Genomic DNA, 25,531 nt, shown 5'->3' with positions numbered 1-25,531 from the left:
CCTAGCGCCGGCAAATTATTGCCGGCGCAAGCAGCCTCGATTGTAGGGTCAAATTAAGAAAGGCGTTCTACGAGCTTGTCATATTCAGGGCTTTTCAGGAAGTTATCAATGGAGATATGTTCCGCATTCGGCGCCTGCAGTCTTGCCCGGTCTGTCAACGATTTGTGTGTGATGACAATGTCGGCATCGCTTGGAATATCGCTGATCGCTGTGTTGATCACCGTAATATCCGAGCCGGCAGCCTTCATTTTCTTGCGAAGAACCGACGCGCCCATTGCGCTTGAGCCCATCCCTGCGTCGCAGGAAAAGACGATTTTGTGGACATCCTCTTTGGCTTTGACCGCATCATTCGCAGCCGGAGCAGCCGATTGTCCAGCAGCTTCAGCAACCGCAGCCGCCGCAGCGCCAGGGGTCCCCGCAGCTTTCATTTCTTTCATTTTTGCCGATGCTTGCTCCAGATCGTCGCTGTCCTCAGCGCCTGCTTTCGTTGTTTTGAGCAGCAGGGCGGCGATGACAAACGAAACGATTGTCGCGACGACAACACCGCTGAGGGCGGCGAGAAGTCCGCCTCTAGGCGCCATGGCAATGTAAGCGAATATACTGCCCGGCGATGGCGGCGCAACAAGTCCGGCGCTAAATAGCGCGAACGTGAATGTACCGGCTACGCCTCCGGCGATCGCGGCCAGAATCAGACGCGGATTCATAAGGATGTACGGAAAGTAGATTTCATGAATCCCCCCGAAAAAGTGAATGATCGCCGCACCGGGAGCCGATTGTCTCGCCGCACCGCGGCCGGCAATCATGTAAGCAAGCAGAATCCCCAGGCCTGGCCCCGGATTGGACTCCAGCATGAACAGGATCGATTGTCCCGTTCTTGCCGCTTCCTCCAGCGCTATCGGGCTAAGCACCCCATGGTTGATGGCATTGTTAAGGAATAGAATTTTAGCCGGCTCAATAAGAATATTCGCCAGCGGAATCAAATTATTGTTCACCATGAACTGCACGCCGGCGGACAATAATTTGGTCAGCTGAGAAATGATCGGGCCAATTCCGTTATAGGCAATTAATGTAAGGATCGCCCCGATAATGCCCAGCGAGAAGTTGTTAACCAGCATTTCGAAGCCTGATTTGATTTTCCCCTCAACCGCTTTATCGAATTGCTTCAATACCCATGCTGCGAGCGGTCCGCAAATCATCGCGCCCAGGAACATCGGAATGTCTGTGCCGACGATAATCCCCATCGTCATCAGCGCGCCGATCACACCGCCGCGCGTCTTGTGCACCATTGAACCGCCCGTGTAGCCAATGAGCAGCGGCAGCAAGTAAGTGATGATCGGTCCTACAAGACTGGCTAAGTCCTCGTTCGGCCACCATCCCGTAGGAATGAACAATGCCGTGATGATCCCCCAGGCGATAAAAGCGCCTATATTCGGCATAACCATGCCGCTAAGGAAACGTCCGAATCTCTGGACGCCTACACGAATTCCCCCGGCCGAAGAATTATTATTTTGCTGCATAGTGGTCCTCCTGTTATATAAACTTCTTCTTTTTTTAATCGAACTTTTAACTTTAGTTCGCATTGGTTCCATCGTAAAGCAAACCTGCCACCCAAACAACAAAAGGAAAATGTCATTTTGTCATACATACTGTTGACAGAATTTAAAAACTTTATGTTTAAAAACTTTGTGACGGATTTGATAACGTTCCATCGCAGCAGAAGAAAGGATGGTTTTGGAGGCGCAGCAGTATCCTTAACTAACATTAACCACAATCTCTAAAGACAAACCAGAACTGATATCTCTTCCATTGACAAAGCGGAATCATCAATGATTTGATTAGGAAGAGCTATTCTTTCTGAAGAGCTATTCTTTCTATTGTAAAAGAAATTTCCCCATAAGCGATTCTTTTTCACGGAAAAGGGTTAATTACTCCAAAAGTCTCCTATATAATAAAGAATACATGTTGAAGCCGTTCTGCATATCCTGTTGACCGATGTAAATAATATATCGGACAAGCTTCCGCTATTTGTTTCACGCGCTTAGGCTGACGGCATCGGTTCCGGGCAGCATGAAGTGGAATCCCGTATCGTGTAGTTGATGTACAATATGTTGTCCACTTGACAAAACAAACAAAGGTGTATAATAATAATTAATATCTAATTAGAATTATTACAATAGTTTTGTCCTATCTTAACTAGTATAATTCTAAAAACCACACTCAGGAGGAAATTTAAATGTCTCTAATTGGAAAAGAAGTACTGCCGTTCACAGCACAAGCTTATCAAAATGGTAAATTTATCGAAGTTACAGAAGCCGATCTTAAAGGAAAGTGGAGTGTAGTTTGCTTCTATCCTGCAGACTTTACATTCGTTTGCCCAACCGAGCTGGAGGATCTTCAAAACCAATACGAAACTCTGAAGGCACTCGGCGTTGAAGTATATTCCGTTTCGACTGATACCCATTTTACACATAAAGCATGGCACGATAGCTCCGAAACAATCGGCAAAATCACCTACGTTATGATCGGAGATCCTTCCCATACGATTTCCCGCAACTTCGATGTGTTGATCGAAGCCGATGGTCTTGCTGATCGCGGTACGTTCATCATCGACCCGGACGGTGTCATCCAAACCGTTGAAATTAACGCCGGCGGCATTGGCCGTGACGCAAGCACTCTTGTTAACAAGGTTAAGGCAGCACAATATGTTCGCAACAATCCGGGTGAAGTTTGCCCAGCTAAATGGCAAGAAGGTTCTGAAACCCTTAAGCCTAGCCTTGATCTCGTAGGAAAGATCTAAGAGGTTAATAAAATGATACTGGACGCAGATATTAAGGCACAATTAAACCAATACCTTCAGCTCTTAGAAGGCGACGTGCTAATTAAAGTTAGCGCAGAGTCTGATGCCGTATCTACGGACATGCTGGCCTTAGTGGACGAGCTAGCCAGCATGTCGTCCAGAATTACGGTAGAAAGAACTCAGCTGCCAAGAACGCCGAGCTTTAGCGTGAATCGTGTAGGCGAAGATACTGGGGTCACTTTTGCCGGTATTCCTCTGGGGCACGAATTTACTTCCCTAGTGTTAGCTCTGCTGCAGGTTAGCGGACGAGCTCCGAAGGTTGAACAAGACGTCATTGATCAGATTAAAAGCATTCAAGGCGAATACCACTTTGAATCTTACATCAGCTTGAGCTGCCACAACTGCCCCGATGTTGTACAGGCGCTGAACCTGATGAGCATTCTCAATCCCGGCATTACACATACCATGATTGACGGTGCGGCATTCAAAGAAGAGGTAGAAAGCAAAAACATCATGGCAGTGCCAACGGTTTTCCTGAATGGCGAATCCTTCAGCAGCGGTCGTATGACGCTTGAAGAAATTCTTGGCAAGCTGGGCAGTGCTCCGGATGCTTCAGCTTTTGCTGACAAGGATCCATACGATGTGCTTGTTGTCGGGGGCGGCCCAGCCGGTGCAAGTGCGGCGATCTATGCAGCACGCAAAGGCATTCGCACAGGCATTGTTGCGGAACGCTTCGGCGGTCAGGTTATGGACACCGTCGGTATTGAGAACTTTATTAGCGTTAAATATACCGAAGGTCCAAAACTGGCAGCAAGTCTTGAAGAGCATGTGAAAGAGTACAACGTTGACGTCATGAAATTACAGCGCGCCAAGCGTTTGGAAAAGAAAGACCTCATCGAAGTTGAACTCGAAAACGGCGCTGTTCTAAAGAGCAAGACCGTCATCCTTTCCACCGGCGCGCGCTGGCGCAATGTCGGCGTACCCGGCGAAGCTGAGTTCAAGAACAAAGGCGTAGCTTACTGCCCGCATTGTGACGGTCCTTTGTTCATCGGAAAACACGTAGCGGTTATTGGCGGCGGCAATTCCGGTATCGAGGCGGCAATTGATCTGGCAGGCATTGTAAAACATGTCACTGTGCTTGAGTTCATGCCGGAGCTGAAAGCGGACAGCGTATTGCAAGACCGTCTTTACAGTCTGCCTAATGTCACTGTGCTGAAGAACGTTCAAACCAAAGAAATTACCGGTACGGATAAAGTTAACGGTATCTCCTACATTGAGCGCGATACAGGCGCAGTTCAGCATATTGAGCTGGAGGGTGTGTTCGTTCAGATCGGTCTTGTGCCTAATACCGATTGGCTAGGCGATACCGTTGAACGGACTCGCATGGGAGAAATCGTAGTAGATAAGCATGGCGCAACGACCCTGCCTGGCGTGTTTGCTGCAGGCGACTGTACAAACAGTCCGTACAAGCAGATCATCATTTCTATGGGATCGGGAGCGAATGCAGCCTTAGGCGCATTTGATTATCTCATCCGAAATTAATGAACGAGAATAAGTCATTTTAAATCCGATATCCTTTATTTCCGAAAGTCGCATTGCTATCCTGCCGGTAGCAATGCGACTTTCTTTCTTTACCGGCGATGTAAACGATGCGTGCTTAAACGCGAGGACTTTCCTCATATCCCTCGTTGAGCGCTAAAGAGGCTGCCTTGCGGCAGCCTCCTCGTGTTGCTTATTCAGCACTTGTTTTCCGTTCAAACGTTCTCAGCCTAACTTAATCTTCAAAATCGCGACTGCGTAAGCAGGTACACGATACATTCTCCCATCCACATGGAGCGGGGATGAGATCGGCACAACGCGGGTCGGCTGATCCAAGGTATTGTACGCTTCCGGCTCATCGGCGGTCAAAATCAGCTGCTCTCCAGCGATTTCCGTCATGTTCGTACCGTGGATATCCAGCTCGGTATCAATGTCAGATGCGGACGGATTAACCAGCTTCACGGTCAGCTCGTTGTTCGTCTCATCCAGCGTCGTAACCGAGGTCAAATACGGAATGGTGCCAAAAGCATGCTCATGAACGAGATGTCCATCCAAATAACAGCTGACCTCTTCGCGGCCGACAACGATACGCAGCTGCTGGTACTCAGCGGGCGTAATGCTGACCTTCGCATCCGCTGCCAGCTTGACGCGCGACCATCCGACGATTCGGACGAGCCTGCTCTCCCCGCTCGGCTCAAGCTCCCATAGAAAATAATTCTGCTTCTCCCACGACTGGTGGCGGTCGAGAAAGCGCAGCTTCAAGCCATGCTCATCTAGCTTAACGTTCATCGTGACCTCGATCTGCTGCCAAGAGGGATCGCCGATCCACAGCGCATTATGGAAAACGCTGCAGGCCGGCGATTGGTCAGAAAGCTGATTCAGCTGAAGCCGGATTTCGCTGCCCGACGATATGCGCACTTCCTTTACTTGCCCAAGCTCGCTCAAGCCAAGCCCAAGGCCGCCGTGAATAAGCGGGGGCAGCTGATCCGACTCAGTCCGGCTCTCCACTACGAATTCGCCGCGATTTTCCCCGAAGAGCTTCTGCACATAGTACGATGGGGTACCGCACTTTCGCGTTCCGTCAAAATAAATTAAATTGGGATCCCACACCGTATGATGGATATTCGCAAGCAGAGGGGCATACGAAGACATGACAACGATGTCCTGATTGCGCTCCATACCGGTCATGAAGGCGGCCTCGCTTAACGCTCCTTGCAGTGTGCCGTTCTTGTTATTGACGATCATCGCATATTCACCAACATAGATTTTCGGGCCGCTGCGGTCATAATGGTCATACATGTCATGGTAGAGCTGGTAAAACTCATTATCCGCATAGAAATGCTCGTCCACAATTTCGACCGGCAGCCCCTTTGTTTCAGTGCCGACCTCCCAGTGCGTGTTCCAGATCGTTATGATTTCCGGATAGGCCGCCTTCACCGCGTCGTAGAACACCTTGTAGCGGACATTATACTCAGGACCGAAATTCTCATTGCCGATCTCGATATACTTCAGGCCGAACGGCTCGGGGTGGCCATGCTGAGCCCGCAAAGCTCCCCATTTACTCGTGACCGGACCATTAGCGTATTCGATGGCATCGAGCATATCCTGCACCCATTCATCCAACTCGTCCATTGGGATGAGCTCGCCGGGCCTGCCTTGGCAGGTCAGCCCGCAATTGACGACAAACATCATTTCCAGCCCCATATCCTCAGCCATTTGAAGATACTCGTAGTATCCGAGCCCGTTCGTCGTCCGGTAATGCCAGAGCGTCCAGTGGGAGATCCGCTCTGAAAGCTCGCCGATGGTTTTCTTCCATCTATAAGCGGTTTCCACCGAGAAGCCCTCGACAAAGCAGCCGCCGGGAAACCGGAGAAACGTCGGTGCAAGCCCCTGCAGCATGCCGACAAGATCAGGGCGAAGACCGTTCTTCCGCTTTCGGAACGTATCTTCTGGGAACAGCGAGACCAGTTCCAGCCAGAATGTCCCGGGCGTTCCGGAGGAGATGACAAGCCGCGCTTCGGGATTACTGGCCTTGCTCTCGAGCGTCAGCTCAAATTTCTGCCACTGGTCAGATGTCATGCTGACCGATTGCGCGGCATGAACCGCTTCTCCGGATGAATCCTCTAACGTAATGTCCAGCAGACCAGAAAAACGATTATCCTTTCTCGCATAGAAGGACAGCCCGTACTTTGCCCCGGCTTGGACGGGAATTCCCCAGAAGCCGGTATTGCAGACTGCTGCCCGGCCACCTTCCGTACGCTCGATATCGACACGAAGCGAGAGCGGATTGGCTGCATTGAGCGGCTGGGAATCGTCCAGCTGCATGCGGGCTTCTGTGCCTGCTTGCTCAAGCAGCTGCCAGCCTGGTATCGGATCTGAATGTTCGAATGGGGCGGTCCAGCCGGCAGGCGTATGCATCGTGCAGCCGTCCACATGGCATCGGTCGGGCACAATCGTATCCTCAAACGAGCGATTGCGGATCAGTTCGGCGTAGAGCCCGCCATCACCGGCATGGTTTATCTCCTCAAAGAACAAGCCGTACAAGGTTGGGCTGACTGGAAACAGCTTGCGGTCGGCATGAATCGTTACTTTTGCCGATCTACTCGTCATTGCATAATCCACCTTTTATATTAAATTTTTATGATGTTAATATTATGATGCATGCAATGCCCCGGATACTATCATAATTAAGACCTCTATTATGCAAAAAAACGACCTATCGCAGGGTCAAGGTAAGGAGAAGGTTCTGAGTAGTACTTGCTGTGGATATTTGTGTTGTGGATATGTGTATAAATCATTTGAACTTATATTCATCTCTTGTAAACTGCGTATTCAGTATGTGGATAACCTGTGGATGAGTGAAATCGGCACGATGATCTACAAATGTCACCTTTCTCTAGCCTTCTGTTTTTTCCTCATTACTTCAGCGAATATCTAAAATGGCATCATTAAAGCCGATACAACCTGCGCAATGGTACCGCCGCCCAGACTTCCTTGCTAATCTTCCAATGGCAGGCCCCTTAGTTAAATGAAGAGGCCCGGATGAAGATCGCTCGAGAACGCTTTCAGGAATTGCGGTTTTTCTGCGTCAATTTGTTTCCGAAGGAAGAGAATCTGTGTTCAGAGAGAAAAGCTCTTTATTTTTCAACAAATGCTTCACGAAGAAAATGAAGAGCAGCAAGGAAAACGCCACCGAAACGGCGCTGACCGTGAACAATACCTGGTAGCTCGAGTACTGGGAGACCCAGCCCAGCATGATCGCACCCAGCCCGATGCCGAGGTCGGTTGCAGTCAATAAAGAAGCATTGGCAATTCCTTTACGTTCCGGGTGGGCAAGACGTATCGTTGCTGCTTGAAGAGCCGGCTGCGCGGAACCGAATCCGATACCGTACAGAACTGCCGAAACGAGCACGCCGAACAATCCGGTCGAATAACCCAAGACAATCAAAGCCGAAATCGTCACCACAAGGGCCGGTACAATGACAAACGTCTCGCCATGCCGATCCGAAAGCTTTCCTGCAAAGGGACGGATCAGGGCAAGCGTTGCGGCATAGGCCAGAAAGAACGTACCGGAATTGACTTGGATCGAGCTAGCGAACAGCGCAACAAAGGCGGTAATGCCGCCATAAGCGATATACAGAAAAAAGACCGATGCCGCGACGGGCAAGACCGATTTTTCGTAAAAGGCGATTCTCCTTGCCCCAGATTGCGGCCGGAAAGGCATCTTTGCACCAAAGGTCAAAAGCAGCGCTGCCGCAGAGAGGCCGACGGCGGTAAGAAACAGAGCGTGGTACGATTGATTCTGTATAACCCAGATACCTAACATCGGGCCGACCGCCATCGCCAGGGTCATGGCCGTGCTAAACCATCCCATGCCTTCTCCGCGGCGGGCGGACGGAATCATATCCGTAATCGCCGTGATCGTGGCGGTTGTGGACACGGCCCAGCTCATCCCGTGCAAGATTCGGAGCCCCATCAAAACGATGATCCCGCCGATCCAGTCATACATATACATTGCCAAGGTGAAGAGAAGTAGCCCCCAGACGATAAACGGACGCCTGCCGAACCGATCCAGCAGCCCGCCGACAATCGGGCGAAAAAAAACGGCAGACAACATAAATACGCCCGTCGCCAGACCGACCTGCGCTTCGCTGCCGCCCATCTGTTTGATAAACAGCGGCAGCGTCGGAAGCAGCAAATAAAATGAGGTGAATAGAAAAAACATCCCTACGGTCATGAGAATAAACGACTGTGTCCATAAGCGTTCCAGGTTTCATGCCTCCTCTATTGTTTACTCTCTAAACTAATCCTCCGGTCCACCCTGTTGAAACAGTCCAACATACTCAATCAATACTTCAACCGGAAGACCTGCACTTTGTCGCATACATTTGATAAAATCAACCCACTTACAGTCTTCTTCCGTATACTCCCTGATACCGTTTTTGTTGCGGTTCACAGGAGGTATCAGTCCGATGCGTTCATAATAGCGGAGTGTGTCCTGTGAAAGATCAAATTTTGTACTGACTTCAGAGATCGTCATAGAGACGGACCACTGTTCGTCCAGTGGCCCGTCTTTCTAGTTTAGATGCCGTATATCAAATGCGGTACATAAGGTTCCTCTAGGCTCGCTATTTCGTTTGAATCCAGCTTCACCGACAACGCAGCAACTGCATCCTCCAGATGATGAGGCTTTGTTGCGCCGACGATCGGTGCCGTTACCGGTTCCTTTTGCAGTACCCACGCAAGCGCGACTCGCGCGCGGGGAATGCCCCGCTTGGCGGCAACTTCGGCCACTCTCTCCACGATCGTGCGATCGGCGTCGACCATTCCCGCAACCAGCCTATGTCCGGCTTCGTCTATCTCTGAACGGGCTGTCTTTTCATCCCAATCCCGGGTTAGCCGGCCTTTAGCAAGCGGACTCCATGGAATCACACCGATTCCCTCTGCGCGGCAAAGCGGCAGCATCTCCCGCTCTTCTTCCCTATACAGCAAATTCAATAAATTCTGCATGGAGACAAACTTGGTCCAACCGTTTCGTTCGGCGACATGCTGCGCTTTCAAGAACTGCCAGGCATACATCGAGGATGCTCCTATATACCTTGCCTTACCTGCCTTTACGACATCATGAAATGCCTCCATCGTCTCTTCGATAGGGGTAGTATGATCCCAACGGTGGATCTGGTACAAATCGACGTAATCCGTACCGAGCCGTCTTAGGCTGTTATCAATTTCGCTCATGATGGCCTTACGGGAAAGTCCCGCACCATTCGGACCCCGGTGCATGCGGAAGAATACCTTTGTCGCAATGACGACCTCGTCACGACAGGCGAATTCCTTCAACGCACGTCCGACAATTTCCTCGCTTGTTCCGTCAGAGTATACATTTGCAGTATCGAAAAAGTTAATGCCAAGTTCCAGCGCCTTTTTAATGATTGGCCTGCTTTCCTCTTCATTCAGCGACCATGGAGCGATTCCACGCTCGGGTACCCCATAACTCATGCATCCCAGACATACTCTTGAAACATCCAAACCGGTACGGCCAAGTTTAACATAGTCCATACGTCGATACACTCCTCTGTATAGGATTGGAAAAAGCTACACAGTGCAGTGTATACCCTGGAGCTAACTCTAAGTCAAGCGTTTTCAAGAAACGGTTGGGGTAATACATACAGCACGTTTGAAGAGCTCAAGAAGGACATTGACTACATCCACTTTTACAACAACGAGCGTTTACAGGCAAAATTAAACGGCCTCAGTCCCATGGAATTCAGGACTAAGGCCGCCCGCACCCTCTTGGCGAAACAATGACGCTTCTCCTCATCATACGTTCCTGGAGCTTTCGATCTAGTGATCCACTGTGCTTTGCATTACCCCTTCACCGCGGAGCCGACCGTCATCGCCCGCTCCACCTGCTCGCTGAAGAACAAATAAATGAGTACCATCGGTAGCGAGGCCAGCGTCATGACCGCTCCCATTGCCCCCCAATCCGTGCTGTAAGAGCCCTGGAAGAAGAGAAGTCCAAGCGGCAAGGTTTTGAGTGTCTCTTCGGATATTAGAATATACGCGAGCGTAAACTCGTTCCAGTTGTTCAAGTATTGAAAGATGGTAACGGTCGCGATCGCCGGGGTCACCATGGGGACCACCACCTGAAAAAACAACCTGTAAATGTTCGCCCCGTCCATGCAGGCTGCTTCCTCCACTTCCCTCGGAATGCCCGCCATATAGCCGCTGAACACCATGACGGAGAATGGAATCCCGATGGCGACATAAGGTAGGATCAGCGCCCCGTACGTGTTCGCGAGCTGAAAATCGCGGACCAGAATGGCGAGCGGAATCATGATGACCTGAATCGGCATGAACATGCCGATAATCATGTAGATCCGGGCCAATCCCCGGAATCTCCACTGCATCCGCGTTACCGCGAACGCAAACAGCAGGGAAAGCGCCAGAATGAGCACGGTCGCCACGGTCGAAACGACGATACTGTTTAGAAAATAACGCGGAATATTGAATTGCGACCACGCAGCCACATAATTTTCGATCCGGAAATTCATCGGAAGCCCGAACGGATTCGTGACGAAGATTTCATCGTTGTTCTTCAGGGAGTACGAAACCATCCAGAACAGCGGATAGATGGAAATCACAAAATAAAGCCACAGCGGAAGCTGCATAAGAATTCGTGAAGCTTGTTTCATATCGTTATTCCTTTCCGGCCGTCAAGCCGTTTCGTTGCGGTCAAACACTTTATTGATGATGAGCGTCGCAAGGAGTGAAATCGCAACCAGCACGACGGAAACCGCGCTCGCGTATCCATAGTTGCTTTCCATGAATGCGTAACGGTAAATCATAAACGTCAGCGTATAATTGCTCGTACCCGGCCCGCCGTTTGTCATGATCAGCATCTGGACAAAGGCCCCAATCCCGGAGGTAATTGCGATGATAAAGCAAAACTTGAAGGTTTCCTTCATCAGCGGCAGCGTGACGACGCGGTGAGCCATCCATTTGCTGCAGCCGTCGATCGTCGCCGCCTCGTGGTACTGCTCGGGAATCGACTTGACGCCCGCATAAAGCAGAGCAAACTGATACCCCATATACTGCCATGCGTTAACGAAGGCTATCGCGATAATCGAGTGCGTCGGGGACGACAACCAATTTTGCTGATAAGGAATGCCGAGCATGTCGAACAAACGGTTGATGAGCCCGTTCGTCGGATCGTAGATCGCAATCCAGAGCTGGCACACAACGGTAACCGACAGGACGACGGGAATGAAATAAGCGGTTTTCAGCAGCTTGCGGCCTTTCACCTTCGGATCGGCGCACACCAGCGCCAGAACCGTCCCCAGGCCGATTTGAAATACAACGAGAACCACGGCAAAAACGAGCCCGTTGCGGAGCGACGTCAAGAGCAGCGGATCTCCCATCAGCTCCGAATAATTTCCCAGTCCGATGAATACCGCTTCGCTCAGCCCGTCCCATTCGAACAAGCTGCGGTATACGGTTTGCAGCACCGGATAAAAGATAACTATGCTGTAAACGAGCAAAGCGGGCAGCATGAAGAGCACGATAGCTGTCTTGTTACTTAAGTATTTATGCATTTCTCTCCCACCTATTCTGTCTTTACAAACGAACCCCAAAAGCGCAGGCGCGATTTTGGGGTTTGCGAAAAACAATCGTTATTCGTTCGCTTTCTTCAGTGCCCGATTCAGGTTTTCAACGAAATTGTCGACGGTGAATCCGTCAATTAGCATGCTCTGGGTGCTGTCGTTGACCGCGTTTTGAATTTCAGTTTTGTTCAATGCAACCGAGTAGGCATCGGCGTTAGGCAAAACCTCGGTTGCCAGACGCTGCATCATTGCCGGCACGTCGGAAGCGATCGGCTTGTCGGTTTTGGAAGCCACAATCGGGCTGCCCAGCTGCGTATACCGGTACTCGGCCGCTTTTTCGGCCAGGAATGCCGCTACCTCTACCGCTGTATCCACATTCTTGCTGCTTGGCGAGACCGCGTATCCTTGCGGCGAACCGGCGCCGTTGATATAAAACTTCGACGCTTCGTACGTTGCTTCATCCTTCGCCGGCCAGTACATCCAGTCCACTTTGTCGCCCAGCTTTTCTTGCGAGCTGTAAATTTCCCATTGCCCGTTCACGAACATCGCCGCTTTTTCCTGATAGAACATCGAGGAAGCCTGATCGTAATTCGTGTTGGTCGCATTGGCGTCGAACAGACCGGCTTGCTGCAGCGCTTTGACTTGCTCAGCGGCCGTCACGTATGGCTCGGGAAGCGCCGTCAGGCCGTCCTCGCCCAACGCGCCCAGGCCTTGCGGCTGCTCACGAACGACAAAGCCGTTATAGAGCGCAGTAGTAATCCATTTTTCCTTGGCAAAGATCGACATCGGCACATAACCGGCTTCCTTCAGCTTCTTGGCTGCATCGACCATTTGATTGACCGTCTTGATCGGTGTCTCGATGCCAACCTTCTCGAAGATTTCTTTGTTGTAGTAGATCAACTGAAATTCGATGCCGGTATCCGGAAAAGCATACACATGGCCGTCCGGAGCGACGAGCCGTGTTTCAAGACCCGGATTCATGTTGCTTTTAAAAGCTTCCGTTGCCTCGTAATCATCCAAAACAACGACGTTTTGCGACTTGGCGAAGGTTTGCAGCGTCGCCCAGTCCGTAAAATAAATATCCGGCAAATTTCCTGTAGCCGCATAGGTTTTCAGCTTCTGGTATCCGTCCTGAACCGCTTCGTCCAGTTCGATTTCCACATTCGGCATCGCTGTTTTCAGCTGCTCTACCGCGTAGTCGAACGGGCCTGCCGTATCGTCATCGAAATGCTGCGCATATACCTTTAACGAGATCTTTCCGTTCTCCGCATTCGTGGATTCGGTCTGGTCAGCCGCATTTCCGCCGCATGCCGCGAGAAAAAGCGCCGCCGCCAAAATCATCGCGAAAGCCCGTGTGTTCCGCAATTTGGTCTTCATGAAAATTTCCCCCTTAATTGAATATCCCTCTCCGGTGTTTAACGTTTTTAATTATAGTCCCCTGGACCGCGCATCAAAATGAACAAAACGGGCATTATCCGTAAAAAACGGGACAACGGCGGAAACAAGCGGAAACGGCTTACGCCGTCTTTGGGGCGGAAGATCCGCCGCGGTGGATTCCGATGTATGGAATATAAGTAAACCTGTACTTTTTTTGGAATCAAATAAAGCGAACCGGGCATCGGTTCGCTAAGCGGTGGTCACATCGGGGAGTTTTTCAATTGCTCATATTCGGACGGGGTCATCCCGAACCGTTTCTTAAAGCTTTTGCTGAAGTAGTTCGGGTCGCTGTACCCGGCCCGCAGCGCAATATCCGATATTTTTACGTTGCCTTTCAGGATCCATTCCTTTGCTTTCTTCATGCGGACGTGCGTGATATGGTCGACAACGGAAAATCCCGATTCTTTCTTGAATACCTTGCGCAGGTAACTGGAATCGACGAATACGCCGGCGGCCACCTTTTCCACCGATAAATCCGGATCATCGAAATGCTTCTCAATATGCGATTTGGCGGCGGCAAACAAATTCGACGACTTCGTCGGACGGACATGTCTGGTCAAACGGGCCAATTTTTCAAACAGCCCCAGCAGAAAAGCTTCCGCCTCGTCCCAATCCGCCGTTCGCCTCAGCCGTTCAGCCGGCGCCTCCTCCCGCTCCCACAGCCGGTCGTAATCCATGCCCCGTTCGCTCGCGTAAGAGATGGCCAAAGAAACAAGCCCCATCAGCATCGTATACGCGTACTCTCCACGCAGCTCATGGTGCCGAAGCAGCCGAAACGCGCTTTTGATCTCGTCCGGCACGTCGTCGTTCATCCGCAGCGCCTGCAGGATGGATTCGTGGATGGCAGCTGCATCGTAGGACGGAGCCTCCCGATCCGGAAATGCGTTTTCGCTCCCGCCGTTCTCCGTTTCATGCTGCGGCAGCGGAGGCAGCGACGGGCGGATCCGCTCCAGCATCGAAGCCAGCTCGGTGCGATTGAACGGCTTAAGCAGGTAATCGTGTACGCCGATCCGGACCGCCTTTTGCACGTACTCGAACTCGTTGTGCCCGGTTACGAAGACGATGACCATCGACTCGAATCTTGCCTTCAGCCGCTCTGCGAGCTCCATCCCATCCATAAACGGCATATTGATATCGATGAGTGCCAGATGAGGCTTGTGCCGCTCCGCTTCCTCGAGCGCTTCCTGCCCGTTTCTCGCCTCGCAGCACACCTCGAACCCGTAGTTGCTCCACGCCATTTTGTTTCGAAGATAGTCTCTAAATAGGGGCTCGTCGTCCACCACTATGACTTTATACATGGTTTTCGCCTCCTGTCGCGACTGCGGGTACGATCATTTTCGCAACGGTCCCTTCACCGGGCGCGCTGCGAATGAATACCCCGTACGGTTCTCCGAAATACAGCTTTAGCCGCTCCTGTACGCTGTAGATGCCGATCGACTCCGTCCCGGCGCTGCCGGTATGAAAGTTCATCAGCCTCTCCACTTGCTCCTTGCTCATCCCGACACCGTCGTCCTCTACCCGAATGACCGCTTTCTTGCCGTCGACAAATGCCGAAATACGGATGAGCCCCCGCATTCCCTTCGTTTTCAGGCCGTGGTAAATCGCATTCTCGACAAGCGGTTGCAGGGACAGCTTCGGCACCGGAAGCCCGTGCATCAACGGCGGAATGTCGATCTCGTAGCGAAAGACGTCCGGATAACGGACCTGCATGATCGCTAAGTAATCGGAGACCAATTTTGTCTCCTGCTCCAGAATAATGAGTTCCCTGCCTTTACTGAGCACGATCCGGTAAAAATCGGCCAGCGCTTTCGTCGTATCCCTCGCCTCTTCGTTGCGTTCCAAGTCGTTCAATATATAAATCGTATCCAGCGTATTATACAAAAAATGCGGTTTGATCTGGGCGGAAATAAGCGCCAGCTCAAACTCCCTTTTTTGCGCCTGCTCGCGCTCCACCGTAGCCAGCAGCTCCTGAATGCGCTGGAGCATCGTATTAAACGCCTTCGCGATAACACCGACTTCGTCCCGCGTGTGAACCGGCGCAGTGACCGACAAATTGCCCGCCACCACCTGCTTCATCGCACCGGTCAGCTGCTGCAGCGGGTATACGATCCTCTTGGAGAGGACGCTTGCGCCGATGAGCGCAAGCACCAGACAAATCAGCCCGATGAAGGCCGTCAAGCGGATATTATTATGGATATCCGCCGTCAACGCATCCACGGACTCGATATGAATGAGCTTCCAGTCCATGCTCTCATAATCGCTCGCAGTGACCATAAGCCTGCCGCTTTCTCCCGATTCACCCGGCTGCTCGAAGGTATGTAGCAGCTGATGCTTGTCGGGGCTGGCGATCACCCGCTGCCCGCTGTCGACGAGGTAATACATCGTCTCGGCGCTCCCGACGTTCTGCGTAAAAAAGGACGACAGCGTCGATTCCTTAATCGTCAGGAACAGCGTTCCGTACAGTGTTCCGGAATCGATGTCGACCACCATCTTGCCCAGGGTCAATACCGGTTCGTCCGGATCGGCGGCCAAATAATCGCGGCGCTCCATCGGAAACCAAGTGGTCACCCCGTAACTGCCGCTGTCGCGCAAACGCTCGATCATCCCGCTATCGAACACTTGACGCTCGTCGTTGTTCACCGTATACGAAGGATAAATGTTCCCCGACTGATCTACGAATACCGCCGCTTCCACCTCCGGAAACAGAGACAGATCGGTCGACAGCCGGCTCTGCATCAAATTGCGGAACCTCGCTTCCTCCAGCGAGCTCCGCTCAGCGGGATACTCTTTGATCAGCCGGTTTAAATTCGTCACCATCAGATTCGCGCTTATTTCGGCATTTCCGATGATGGAATCCAGCTTCGCCAGGATCAACTTGGATTCACTGCGGATATTGATATTGGTTCTTTCGATTACAGATCGGCTGAATAAATTGCTCGATAAGAGCGCTAACGTCAAGAGAGAAAGCAGCAGCAAGGGCAAAAAGATCGCGATCACCTTGCTCTTGAACTGTAATCCGTCAAACCACTTCGAGCACCGGTACGCCAAATGCCGCATCGCTTCTTCCTCCTTTCTGTCAATTACACATTTTACGCTTTTGGTACTGTAAGATGCAATGGATTCTACAAATCTCGACAACATGTTCCCGTCCAGACGGAGCGGCGAGAAAACCGGCACCACGCGGGCCGGCTGTTCCATCGTATTGCACGAAACATTATGAGGCATGAAATACACCGGGTACTATCCGAATTAAGACTTCAATTATCCAACGACTTATCATGGGATCAGCAATGAAATCAGAGAGAAAAGAAAAAAGCGTGCAAAAGCAAATTTATCGGCAGATGCTGGACATTCTTCAGTAAATGTGCGATATAATAATAGAAAACGCTTACTTTCATTGACGTTTAAAAAGGGGTCGACTTCTATTGCTTCGCAAAACCTCGATTCTTTTCCAGCTCATTCTCGGCTTCTCCGTGATCTTGATCGTCATTCTAACCATTACAAGCTTCTTCTCTTACCGTTATTCCTCCAAAGTAGTCGTAGAAAAAACGTCAAGCTATCTGTTGGATTCCGTCGTGCAGATGCGCGGCAAAACCGATGTCATGCTTCAAGAATACGACCGGCTGGCGCAAAAGGTGGCGTTCAGCCCGGAAATCCAGCAGCATTTCAACGCGGTCAGCCGGGGCGGCGAGACGACTTCCACAATCGCGGACATTAACAAATTCATTGCCGACCAAAGCCGTTATTCCGGCTCCGATCTGACGATCCATATGCTGGACGCAAGCGGCGACCTCTACTCGCGCAACGATGCGCTGGCATTCTTCTGGCGGTCGGAAGACGAACTGCGCCGCGTCGAGTGGTTTCCTTCCGTCGCGGAAATGCACGGCCGCATGCTGTGGCTCTCGGCTCCCGCATGGCGCAGCGGCACCATTCAGGCGATAATCGGAGCCAGACAGCTGAACGATTGGTCCTCACTCGAGCGGATCGGCGACATGTTCCTCCTCATTTCGGTAGATACGATCAGGCGCGTTATTGACGAGAACGCGCGCGGCCTGTCGCGCAAAACCCACGTAATCGACAGTCGCGGCAAAATCGTCTATTCGACCGAGACCGAAGAGATTGGCGAGAACGTGAACAGCGAGCTTTTCGCACGCATGAAAACGAGGGATACAGATCTCATCAACTGGGATATGAACGACGCGGCGGCTTACGTTCCATACTCCACGTCGGCGTACAGCGGCTGGACGGTAGCGTCCTATATCGACGCGAAGGACATGGTGAACGATCTGGAAAATATTCAGAAGAGCATCCTCGTCATCGGCCTGTTCGGCATTGGCGCCGCCATCCTGCTGACGATCTTTTTCTCCTGGTCCGTCTCCAAACCGATCCGCTACCTGGCTCACAGGCTCAGCCGCGTCGAGCGCGGCATGCTCAATCCTTCGCGCGGTCGGCTGATCAACCAGGAGGTGTCCATCCTGTTTGACAGCTACAACAGCATGGTCAGCAGCCTGAACGATACGATCCGCGACCTGTCCGGCAAGCAGGCGACCGAGAAGCAAGCGCAGATCATCGCGCTGAAGGCGCAGTTCCGGCCGCATTTTCTGTACAATTCGCTTAACACGATCTATTGGCAGCTTATCAACGACGGCCAGGACAAGACCGCACAGATGGTGCTCACACTCAGCGATCTCATGCGGTACAGCATCCAGCCCGGCTCCGAGCTCGTGACGATCCGGGAGGATTTGGAGCAACTGAACCGCTATTTGCTGCTTCAGCAGGCGCGTTACGGCGATAAGCTCCAGGTAACGATCGACGCCGATGAGAGCCTGCTCCGGCATCGGGTGATGAAAATGCTTCTTCAGCCGCTCGTCGAGAATTCGATCACGCACGGACTGGAGACGGTCAAAGGCCGGCCTTGGCGGATCAACATCGAAATCAGACAGACGGACGACCACATCCTGCTATCCGTCGAAGACAACGGCAAAGGAATGCCGCAGGCTGAGATGCGCACGGTTCTGGAGGAACACTCGGGCTCCGCGGAACCGGACTCGATGCATACGGGTCTCGGGCTCGCCAACCTGCAGCGCCGGATCAGTCTCATATACGGGAAAGACTATGGCATTACCCTTCGGGAAGGTATGGAAGGCGGACTTCGGGTCGAAATCGATTTGCCGGCTGACGGCGCAAGGGGGACCGGAAATGAACAGAGGTAAGTGGGGTAAAACACTCGGTGCGCTCGCCGCATTCTGCATGCTCGTCTCCTGCAGCGCCGCGCCGGCCGCCAAGGTGGCCTCGCTGGATGCGCCCGAGGTGCTCGAGCTGACCGTCTGGCTGATTCCCGGTACGGGGCTGGACGAGCTGATCGCCGAATACGACGAGCGCAATCCGGACGTCCGGATCACGATCCACACCGCCCAATACGAGGATATTCACACCAATCTCCAGACGGCCTTCGCCGCCGGATACGGCGCGCCCGACGTCTCGCTCATCGAGTTGAGCTACATCGAGAGGTTCAAGAAGCTGCCGGCCTATTTCTACAATTTGAACGATTTCGGCGCGCGCGAGGTGGAGTCGAATTTTCTTGACTGGAAATGGCAGCAGGCGCAAGATCCGTCGCGGACGTTCGTGTTCGGCCTGCCGACGGATATCGGGCCGCTGGCCGTCGCTTACCGAAGAGACTTGTTCATGCAGGCCGGCCTCCCCTTCGGGCGGGACGACGTGTCCGATCTGTTCCGCGTCTGGGACGACTATTTAGTGGTCGGGAAGATTATAAGCGAACGTACGGGCGTGAAAATGTTCAACAATCTGAAAATTTTCTACCGCATGATGTTCAGCCAGCTGGAGACCCAATATTTCGATCGGACGACCGGAAAACTCATCCTGAGCGAAAATCCGGACATCCGCAAGGCCTGGGATTATGCGATGGAGGCATCGCAGCTGGGACTGTCGGCAAACATCGAAACGTATTTGCCGGAATGGGGCGACGGGCTTGCGGAAGGAAAGTTCGCCGTCATGCCCGCTCCGGCATGGATGACGGGTATGATCCGCAACAATGCGCCCGAGGCAGCCGGCAAGTGGGATCTCGCCCGGCTGCATCCGGATCAGCACAGCAATTGGGGCGGCTCCTTCCTTACCCTTCCGAAGGAAGGAGAGCACCCGGAACAAGCGTTCCGGCTGATCCGTTATTTGACTTCGCCCGAACAGCAGTTGCGCATGTTCGCGGACAACGGCAATTTTCCATCGACGCCCGTCGCTTATACCGATGCGAGCATCCGGGACAAGCGCGATCCCTATTTCAACGACGCTCCTGTCGGCGATATGTTCTCGCAGGCCGCGAAGAACGTCAAGCCCGTCTACGAGGGTCCCCTGTCCCAGGTGGTGGCGACGGCGCTTGACGACGTGCTTCAGCTGGTCGACAATAACCAGCTGCCGCCCGGACAGGGCTGGGCCGAAGCGCTGAAGCGCGTAGACCAGGCGCTCGCCTCGTACGATAAATGACGGACTTTTGCAAAGGAGGTTGCATGGATGCACATTCTTGTCGTTGACGACGAACCGATGGTTCGCGCCTCCATCGCCCGGATGATCGTTACGCTCGGCGAGCGGTACCACGCCTATGAAGCAGGCGACGGAGAAGACGCGCTCGAGCTGTTAGACGTGCTGCCGATCGACCTGATCATTACCGATATCCGCATGCCGGCCATTGACGGCCTGCAGCTTGCCGAGCGTGTGCATCGGCTTCATCCGCACATCCGCACGGTTCTCCTCTCCGGCTATGCCGAATTCGAGTATGCCCTGTCCGCGCTTCATTGCGGGGTTCACGAATATTTGCTGAAGCCCGCCTCCCGCGAAAGCCTGACCGAACTCATTCTTCGCGTCGAAGAGGAGCTCCGTCAAGCGCGCGACGAGAAACGGATCGAGCGGCAGCGCGCCGCCAGCGTGCTTCAGCAGCGGGTGCAGGATCTGTTGTACGAGCTTCCCGTGCCTTATGTCGATCTGGCCTTGTTCCCACCCCACTGCAGCACCGCCGTTTTTGCGTTGACCGCCGACGCCGGCACACTCCGGAAGCAATCGATGCGCTTCGCGATGAAGAACGTACTCGAAGATATGCTTCGGGAGCTCGGCGATCCGGTCGTCATCGCCCATGACCGCCTGATTGCCGCCATCCTGTTCGCCCGGAAGGAAGCCGGCGCGGACGACTACAGGAGGTGCGCCGAACAGACGCGCGATACGCTGCGGAGGCTGTTCCACTTCGACGCGCGGATCGAATGGTGCGCCGGGGCCGGCCAGCTCTCCGAGATCAGCCTGGCCTATATGGATTGCCTGCGAAAGCTCGGACTCGACCGTTGGATGGATGCCGCGGGCGCGGTCGAAGGCGGCGCTCCCGGCGGCTGCCTGAACCGGCTTGTGCGGACGGCGCTCGAGTGGATGGAGTCCGAGCATGCGGACAGCATTTCGCTTAGCTCGATCGCCGAGCGGCTGTTCGTCAACCCCAACTATTTAAGCACCCTGTTCAAAAGCGAGACCGGCATGACGTTTACGCAGCATCTGACGCGCATCCGGATGGACCGGGCCAAAGCGCTGCTCAAGGACACTCACCTGAAGATTTATGAAATTTGCGAGAAGGTCGGCTATACTGACCAGGCCAGCTTCACCAAACTCTTTAAAGCGACTGCCGGCATGACCCCCTTCGAGTACAGGGAAAACACCTGAGAACTCGCCAAGAAATATAAGATTCGCCCCGTGGGATTCGAAAACGCCCTGCCTTACACTTAAGGCAGGGCGTTTTTTTACATGACGCCGAACCATAATCGAGGGGGAACGTTACATGATGAGAAAATTGACACTTCTGGCAATGGCCGCAATACTTGCATTCGCGATGGCCGCCTGCTCGTCCGGAAACACCGGTTCCAATTCATCCGGTAACGGCGGCGGAAATGCCGCTGACGGCAAAAGCGGAGAAACGGTCGAGCTTACGATGTGGATGTTCACCGGAACGGGACTTGAGCCTTTTGTCGAGCAATACCAGAAAGATCACCCTAATATAAAGGTTAAAATCCAGCAGCAGGAATACGCCGACCACCACAATGGCCTCGTAACGGCGCTGGAAGCAGGCGGAGCGCCCGACATCGCGCTCGTGGAAATCGGCTATATGGACCGGTTCAAGGCCGACGAGAGCAAATTCCATAACCTTGCCGATTTTGGCGCGAATGACATTATGGGCGATTACCTGGAGTGGAAGAAAGTTCAGGCTTCCAGCCAGGATCAGAACTTCATCTTCGGTATCCCGACCGATGTCGGCCCGATGGCGATGATGTACCGGACGGACCTGTTCGAGCAAGCCGGACTTCCGACCGATCCGGCGCAAGTGGCGCAGGAAATTTCGACCTGGGACGCCTTCATGGAAGCCGCCAAGAAAATGAAGTCCGCAACCGGTAAGCCCATGGTCGACACCTCGCTCTCCACTTACGAGGTCATTAAAGGCCAGCTGACCAATCACTATTTCGACAGTGACGGCAACCTGATCGCCGAGACGAACCCCGGCATCAAGAAGGCTTACGATTACGCCGCGGCGCTGTCCATGGAAGGTCTCTCCGGCAAAATCGCCCAATGGTCTCCCGAATGGGGCGCCGGCATGAACAACGGCGACTTCGCCGTCCAGATGGCTCCGGCATGGATGATGGGCTTTATGAAGGCGAACGCTCCCGATTCCAAAGGCAAATGGAACGTAGCGCCGATGCCGGAAGGCTCCGGCAACTGGGGCGGCTCGTTCCTGACCGTCCCGCAGGAGAGCAAGCATCCCGCGGAAGCGTTCGCGCTGATCAAATGGCTGCTCGCGCCGGAACAGCAGCTCGCCCTGTTCAAGAGCAACAACAATTTCCCGTCCACACCGAGCATCTACGAAGATCCGGCGATCCAGAACTATACCGACGAATTTTTCAGCGGCGCTCCGGTCGGAAAAATTTACGCAGAAGCCGCGAAAAAGGTTGTGCCTGTCTACTACGGTCCGGATTACACGATCGTCAATACGCCGATCACGAACGCGCTCACGGAAGTCGAGCGAAACGGCGGCGATCCGGAAGCGGAGTGGCAAAAAGCAATGGATCAGATCAAGCGCGACCTGAGACGATAAGCCGTTACCGTCCATACGCCGATGGTGGACAGTTCCGCATCGGCGTATCACCCTTTCACCCAGGAGGCATTCTATGGAATCACGCATTGAACAAAACCGGCCAGCTGCCGGCCCGGGCCAGGCAACGGCTCAAAGCAAATGGAGATCCCAAAAATTCAGGGACCATCTGTCGGGCTACCTGTATGTATCTCCGTTTCTGATTGTCTTTGCCTTGTTCACCTTGTTTCCGGTCCTCTGGTCGATGTATATTTCGCTCTTTTCCTGGAAGCTGATGGGCTCCAAGACGTTTATCGGCCTTCAAAACTACGTCTGGCTGTTTACGGACGACCCGCTGTTCTGGAAGTCGGTCGGCAACACGTTCAGCATGTGGCTTATGGGCACCATCCCGCAGCTCTTCCTGGCGCTGTTCATCGCCACGCTGCTGAACGCAAACCTGAAGGGCAAACGCTTTTTCCAGGTCGGCGTCATCGTCCCGAACGTCACGTCCCTTGTCGCCGTAGCCGTTGTCTTCATCAGCATCTTCGGTGCAAATTACGGGCTTATGAACTACTTTACGAGCGAAGTGCTGGGCTTCGAAAAAATTAACTGGCAAGCATCCTACTGGCACGCGCAGATCGCCGTGTCCGTCATGGTAATCTGGCGGTGGACCGGCTACAACGCGCTGATCTATCTGGCGGCGCTGCAGAGCATCCCACAGGAGCTATACGAGGCCTCGACGATCGACGGCGCCTCGAAATTCAAGCAATTCCTGTATATTACGATTCCGATGATCCGGCCGGCCATCATTTTCACCATTATTCTTTCCACCATCGGCGGCATGCAGCTGTTCGTCGAACCGCTGATTTTCGCCGGAAACACCGGCGGCCAGGCCAATCAGGTGCTGACGATGGTGCTGTATCTGTACGATACGGCCTTCGCCAAAAACTCGTTCGGCTACGCCTCCGCAATCGCCTGGATGCTGTTCGTAATCATCATGCTGTTTTCGCTTTTCAATCTTTATTTGACGCGCAAGATCAATTCCACGACGTAAGGGGGATCCGGCAATGGTCGTACAACGAATCGGGCGACTGTCCGCCTATGCTTTTCTTCTGGTAACCGTGCTGATCTCGATCTTCCCTTTCTACTGGATGTTCGTGATCGGTTCGAATACGACGGCGGACGCGAACCGGTTTCCGCCGGTCATCATACCCGGCAGCCTTTATATGGATAACATTACTAATGTGTTCAACAACATCGAGTTTTTCCGCGCTTTGGGGAATACGGTTATCGTTTCAGTTGCCATTACCGCTGCGCAGCTGTTCTTCTCGTCGCTGGCGGCGTTCGCCCTGTCCCGGCTCCACTTCAAGGGACGACATGTCCTGTTCGTCTTTATCGTTACGACGCTGATGATCCCGCAGCAGCTCGGCATCATCCCGCTGTATATCATCATGCAGAATCTAAGCCTCGTTAATACGCTCACTGCGGTCATCCTGCCGGGCATCGTCGGCGCATACGGCATTTTCTGGATGAAGCAGTATATGGACTCTTCCGTTCATTACGAGCTCATCGAGTCCGCCCGTATCGACGGCTGCGGCAACTTCCGCACGTACGCGACGATCGCGCTTCCGATTATGGCTCCGGCGCTCGCAACGCTCGGCATCATTATGTTCATGGGCACCTGGAACGACTTCCTGTGGCCGTCCATCGTACTGAAGGACACGTCAGTGCATACGATCCAAATCGCGCTGCGCAATCTGAACAAAGTTTATTATCGGGACATCGCCATGATTATGGCAGGCACGTTCCTGGCGACGATTCCGCTGCTCATCGTCGTCGGCGTGTTCAGCCGCTATTTCATCTCCGGCATTACGGCCGGCGCCGTAAAAGCGTAACCTGATTCCCAAAAGTAACGATGGCTTCGAAGCTGATTCCGTTCCTTTTACGAGGACTCCGGAAGATGATCTTAGTCCGGCAAACCAAGACCGGTTCCCCGCTTGCTAGCGGCAGGGAGCCGGTCTTGTCCGTTTGATCCCGTTTATATTGGTAATTTTCTGATCGGTATCTGGGTTGTCCGGCATTCCAACTTTTATACTTGGGCTGATTTTCCATTGGATCGGCAGCGGATTCGTCCTAAGACCAAACCATAACACTTGATCCGGCTTTGCGCTGCAATGCCGAACATCCCCCCTTATAACAGAAGCTGCCCCTTGAGCAAACTGATTAACTGTATGAGGTGTATTTGTTATGCCGACAAAATGCCTTCAACATTCTATGATCCGTTGTCACAATTCCGTAAAATAATTGCACAAAAAGCATAATTGCATATTAGGCATAATTGCACATTGGGAAACTAAATGCTAGACTATGACCTATAACTAACCAATTTACTGGAAGAGAGGTGCACGCAAAGGCGTGAAACGATGAATAAACAAAGCTTGCGTGATATCAAGAGAGAGGCGACCGCACAAGCGCTGGCGGATGCGGCTTTCGAGCTTGCACTTGAACGGGGGTTGGACGGCTTTGTCGTCGAGGATGTGGTGCAGCGCGCCGGTTACTCCAGGAGAACATTCGCGAACCATTTCTCCTGCAAGGAAGAAGCGGTCGCCGCGGCAGCTGTTACATTCATCGGGATGGATGAAGCTGAAGGTTTGCTGGCTGATTTGCCTGAGAGCACTACCCTGCTTGAAGTTTTGCACCAATTGATGAGGACGCAGCTTACAGCCGAGCTGCTCCGGAAAATGCGCGAGCTCGTATCGCTCTCCAAGCGGCATCCGACGCTGGAACCTTTTATCCTCAGCATTTTCCACCGTCTGCAGTCAACGGCTCAAGAGACATTGGGTGACTTATTCCATGGCCGTTACCCCCAAGAATACAGCCATCTTCTCGTCGGCGCAGTTTACGGGGCGGTGCTGCCTGTCGTCGACGGAAGCCTAAATGTGCAACTTCCGGGCCAAGCGGCATCCGAAACACCCGGTGCTATAACGTTCGATCAATATTTGGATAAGACATTCGGCTACTTAAGAAACGGCTTCTAATTTTCTGAAC

General features: G+C 52.9%; 19 protein-coding genes and 1 pseudogene. 10 read left to right on the top strand and 10 right to left on the bottom strand.

Features of this window, described 5'->3' with window-relative positions; translation table 11 throughout:
- Window positions 1-53 precede the first annotated feature (53 nt).
- The gene (locus IEW11_RS13110; protein WP_188531510.1) at window positions 54-1,517 is read right to left on the bottom strand and encodes a PTS mannitol transporter subunit IIBC; all 1,464 of its coding nucleotides are present in this window, start codon (window positions 1,515-1,517) and stop codon (window positions 54-56) included.
- Between the two features lie 716 nt (window positions 1,518-2,233).
- Between IEW11_RS13110 and ahpC the strand changes: the two genes are divergently transcribed.
- Both ahpC and ahpF read left to right on the top strand, forming a co-directional pair.
- Window positions 2,234-2,797: an alkyl hydroperoxide reductase subunit C gene (gene ahpC / locus IEW11_RS13105; RefSeq protein ID WP_188531509.1), complete on the top strand. Its 564-nt coding sequence runs from the start codon at window positions 2,234-2,236 to the stop codon at window positions 2,795-2,797.
- Between the two features lie 12 nt (window positions 2,798-2,809).
- Window positions 2,810-4,339: an alkyl hydroperoxide reductase subunit F gene (gene ahpF / locus IEW11_RS13100; protein WP_188531508.1), complete on the top strand. Its 1,530-nt coding sequence runs from the start codon at window positions 2,810-2,812 to the stop codon at window positions 4,337-4,339.
- A 222-nt stretch (window positions 4,340-4,561) separates the two neighbouring features.
- Here ahpF and IEW11_RS13095 read toward each other — a convergent pair whose 3' ends face one another.
- The 4 genes and pseudogenes from IEW11_RS13095 to IEW11_RS13080 all read right to left on the bottom strand — a co-directional run bounded on the left by IEW11_RS13095 (window position 4,562) and on the right by IEW11_RS13080 (window position 9,895).
- Complete coding sequence (locus IEW11_RS13095; protein ID WP_188531507.1) at window positions 4,562-6,946, bottom strand: alpha-L-arabinofuranosidase family protein; 2,385 nt, start codon at window positions 6,944-6,946, stop codon at window positions 4,562-4,564.
- Between the two features lie 478 nt (window positions 6,947-7,424).
- Window positions 7,425-8,606 carry an MFS transporter gene (locus tag IEW11_RS13090; RefSeq protein ID WP_188531648.1) on the bottom strand — a complete coding sequence of 394 codons (1,182 nt, stop codon included), beginning with the start codon at window positions 8,604-8,606 and terminating at the stop codon, window positions 7,425-7,427.
- 48 nt (window positions 8,607-8,654) lie between these two features.
- A pseudogene (locus IEW11_RS13085) lies at window positions 8,655-8,876 on the bottom strand (MerR family transcriptional regulator); the annotation flags it as partial.
- A gap of 41 nt (window positions 8,877-8,917) precedes the next feature.
- Entirely contained in the window at window positions 8,918-9,895 is a 978-nt protein-coding gene (locus tag IEW11_RS13080) for an aldo/keto reductase (protein WP_188531505.1), read from the bottom strand.
- Between the two features lie 48 nt (window positions 9,896-9,943).
- Here IEW11_RS13080 and IEW11_RS24910 point away from each other — a divergent pair, with 48 nt between their 5' ends.
- Window positions 9,944-10,144 (top strand): IS3 family transposase, encoded by a 201-nt coding sequence (locus IEW11_RS24910; RefSeq protein WP_188531504.1) that lies wholly within the window; start codon window positions 9,944-9,946, stop codon window positions 10,142-10,144.
- Window positions 10,145-10,203: 59 nt separating this feature from the next.
- Here the strand turns inward: IEW11_RS24910 and IEW11_RS13070 are convergent, their stop codons facing one another.
- The 5 genes from IEW11_RS13070 to IEW11_RS13050 all read right to left on the bottom strand — a co-directional run bounded on the left by IEW11_RS13070 (window position 10,204) and on the right by IEW11_RS13050 (window position 16,434).
- Window positions 10,204-11,031, bottom strand: coding sequence for a carbohydrate ABC transporter permease (locus tag IEW11_RS13070; protein ID WP_188531503.1), 828 nt, complete (start codon window positions 11,029-11,031; stop codon window positions 10,204-10,206).
- Between the two features lie 21 nt (window positions 11,032-11,052).
- The gene (locus IEW11_RS13065; protein ID WP_188531502.1) at window positions 11,053-11,931 is read right to left on the bottom strand and encodes a carbohydrate ABC transporter permease; all 879 of its coding nucleotides are present in this window, start codon (window positions 11,929-11,931) and stop codon (window positions 11,053-11,055) included.
- Between the two features lie 78 nt (window positions 11,932-12,009).
- Window positions 12,010-13,317 carry an ABC transporter substrate-binding protein gene (locus IEW11_RS13060; RefSeq protein ID WP_188531501.1) on the bottom strand — a complete coding sequence of 436 codons (1,308 nt, stop codon included), beginning with the start codon at window positions 13,315-13,317 and terminating at the stop codon, window positions 12,010-12,012.
- A gap of 260 nt (window positions 13,318-13,577) precedes the next feature.
- Complete coding sequence (locus tag IEW11_RS13055; RefSeq protein ID WP_188531500.1) at window positions 13,578-14,675, bottom strand: response regulator; 1,098 nt, start codon at window positions 14,673-14,675, stop codon at window positions 13,578-13,580.
- Window positions 14,668-16,434 carry a cache domain-containing sensor histidine kinase gene (locus tag IEW11_RS13050; protein WP_188531499.1) on the bottom strand — a complete coding sequence of 589 codons (1,767 nt, stop codon included), beginning with the start codon at window positions 16,432-16,434 and terminating at the stop codon, window positions 14,668-14,670. The genes IEW11_RS13055 and IEW11_RS13050 overlap by 8 nt, the downstream gene beginning before the upstream one ends.
- 368 nt (window positions 16,435-16,802) lie before the next feature.
- Between IEW11_RS13050 and IEW11_RS13045 the strand changes: the two genes are divergently transcribed.
- The 7 genes from IEW11_RS13045 (at window position 16,803) to IEW11_RS13015 (ending at window position 25,521) form a co-directional block, all read left to right on the top strand.
- Entirely contained in the window at window positions 16,803-18,590 is a 1,788-nt protein-coding gene (locus tag IEW11_RS13045) for a sensor histidine kinase (protein ID WP_188531498.1), read from the top strand.
- On the top strand, window positions 18,577-19,875 hold the full coding sequence (locus IEW11_RS13040; protein WP_188531497.1) for an ABC transporter substrate-binding protein: 1,299 nt from the start codon (window positions 18,577-18,579) through the stop codon (window positions 19,873-19,875). The genes IEW11_RS13045 and IEW11_RS13040 overlap by 14 nt, the downstream gene beginning before the upstream one ends.
- A 27-nt stretch (window positions 19,876-19,902) precedes the next feature.
- Entirely contained in the window at window positions 19,903-21,087 is a 1,185-nt protein-coding gene (locus tag IEW11_RS13035) for a response regulator transcription factor (protein WP_188531496.1), read from the top strand.
- A 115-nt stretch (window positions 21,088-21,202) separates the two neighbouring features.
- Window positions 21,203-22,507: an ABC transporter substrate-binding protein gene (locus IEW11_RS13030; RefSeq protein WP_188531495.1), complete on the top strand. Its 1,305-nt coding sequence runs from the start codon at window positions 21,203-21,205 to the stop codon at window positions 22,505-22,507.
- Between the two features lie 73 nt (window positions 22,508-22,580).
- Entirely contained in the window at window positions 22,581-23,537 is a 957-nt protein-coding gene (locus IEW11_RS13025; protein WP_188531494.1) for a carbohydrate ABC transporter permease, read from the top strand.
- A gap of 13 nt (window positions 23,538-23,550) precedes the next feature.
- Window positions 23,551-24,378 (top strand): carbohydrate ABC transporter permease, encoded by an 828-nt coding sequence (locus tag IEW11_RS13020; RefSeq protein WP_188531493.1) that lies wholly within the window; start codon window positions 23,551-23,553, stop codon window positions 24,376-24,378.
- Window positions 24,379-24,906: 528 nt separating this feature from the next.
- Window positions 24,907-25,521, top strand: a complete 615-nt coding sequence (locus IEW11_RS13015; protein ID WP_188531492.1) for a TetR/AcrR family transcriptional regulator — start codon at window positions 24,907-24,909, stop codon at window positions 25,519-25,521.
- The last annotated feature ends 10 nt before the right edge of the window (window positions 25,522-25,531 follow it).

Origin of the sequence: Paenibacillus abyssi, assembly GCF_014640295.1 — a bacterium.
In the GTDB taxonomy this organism is placed as follows: Bacteria; Bacillota; Bacilli; order Paenibacillales; family Paenibacillaceae; genus Paenibacillus_D; species Paenibacillus_D abyssi.
This window is presented reverse-complemented; position numbering and strand designations above follow the sequence as displayed.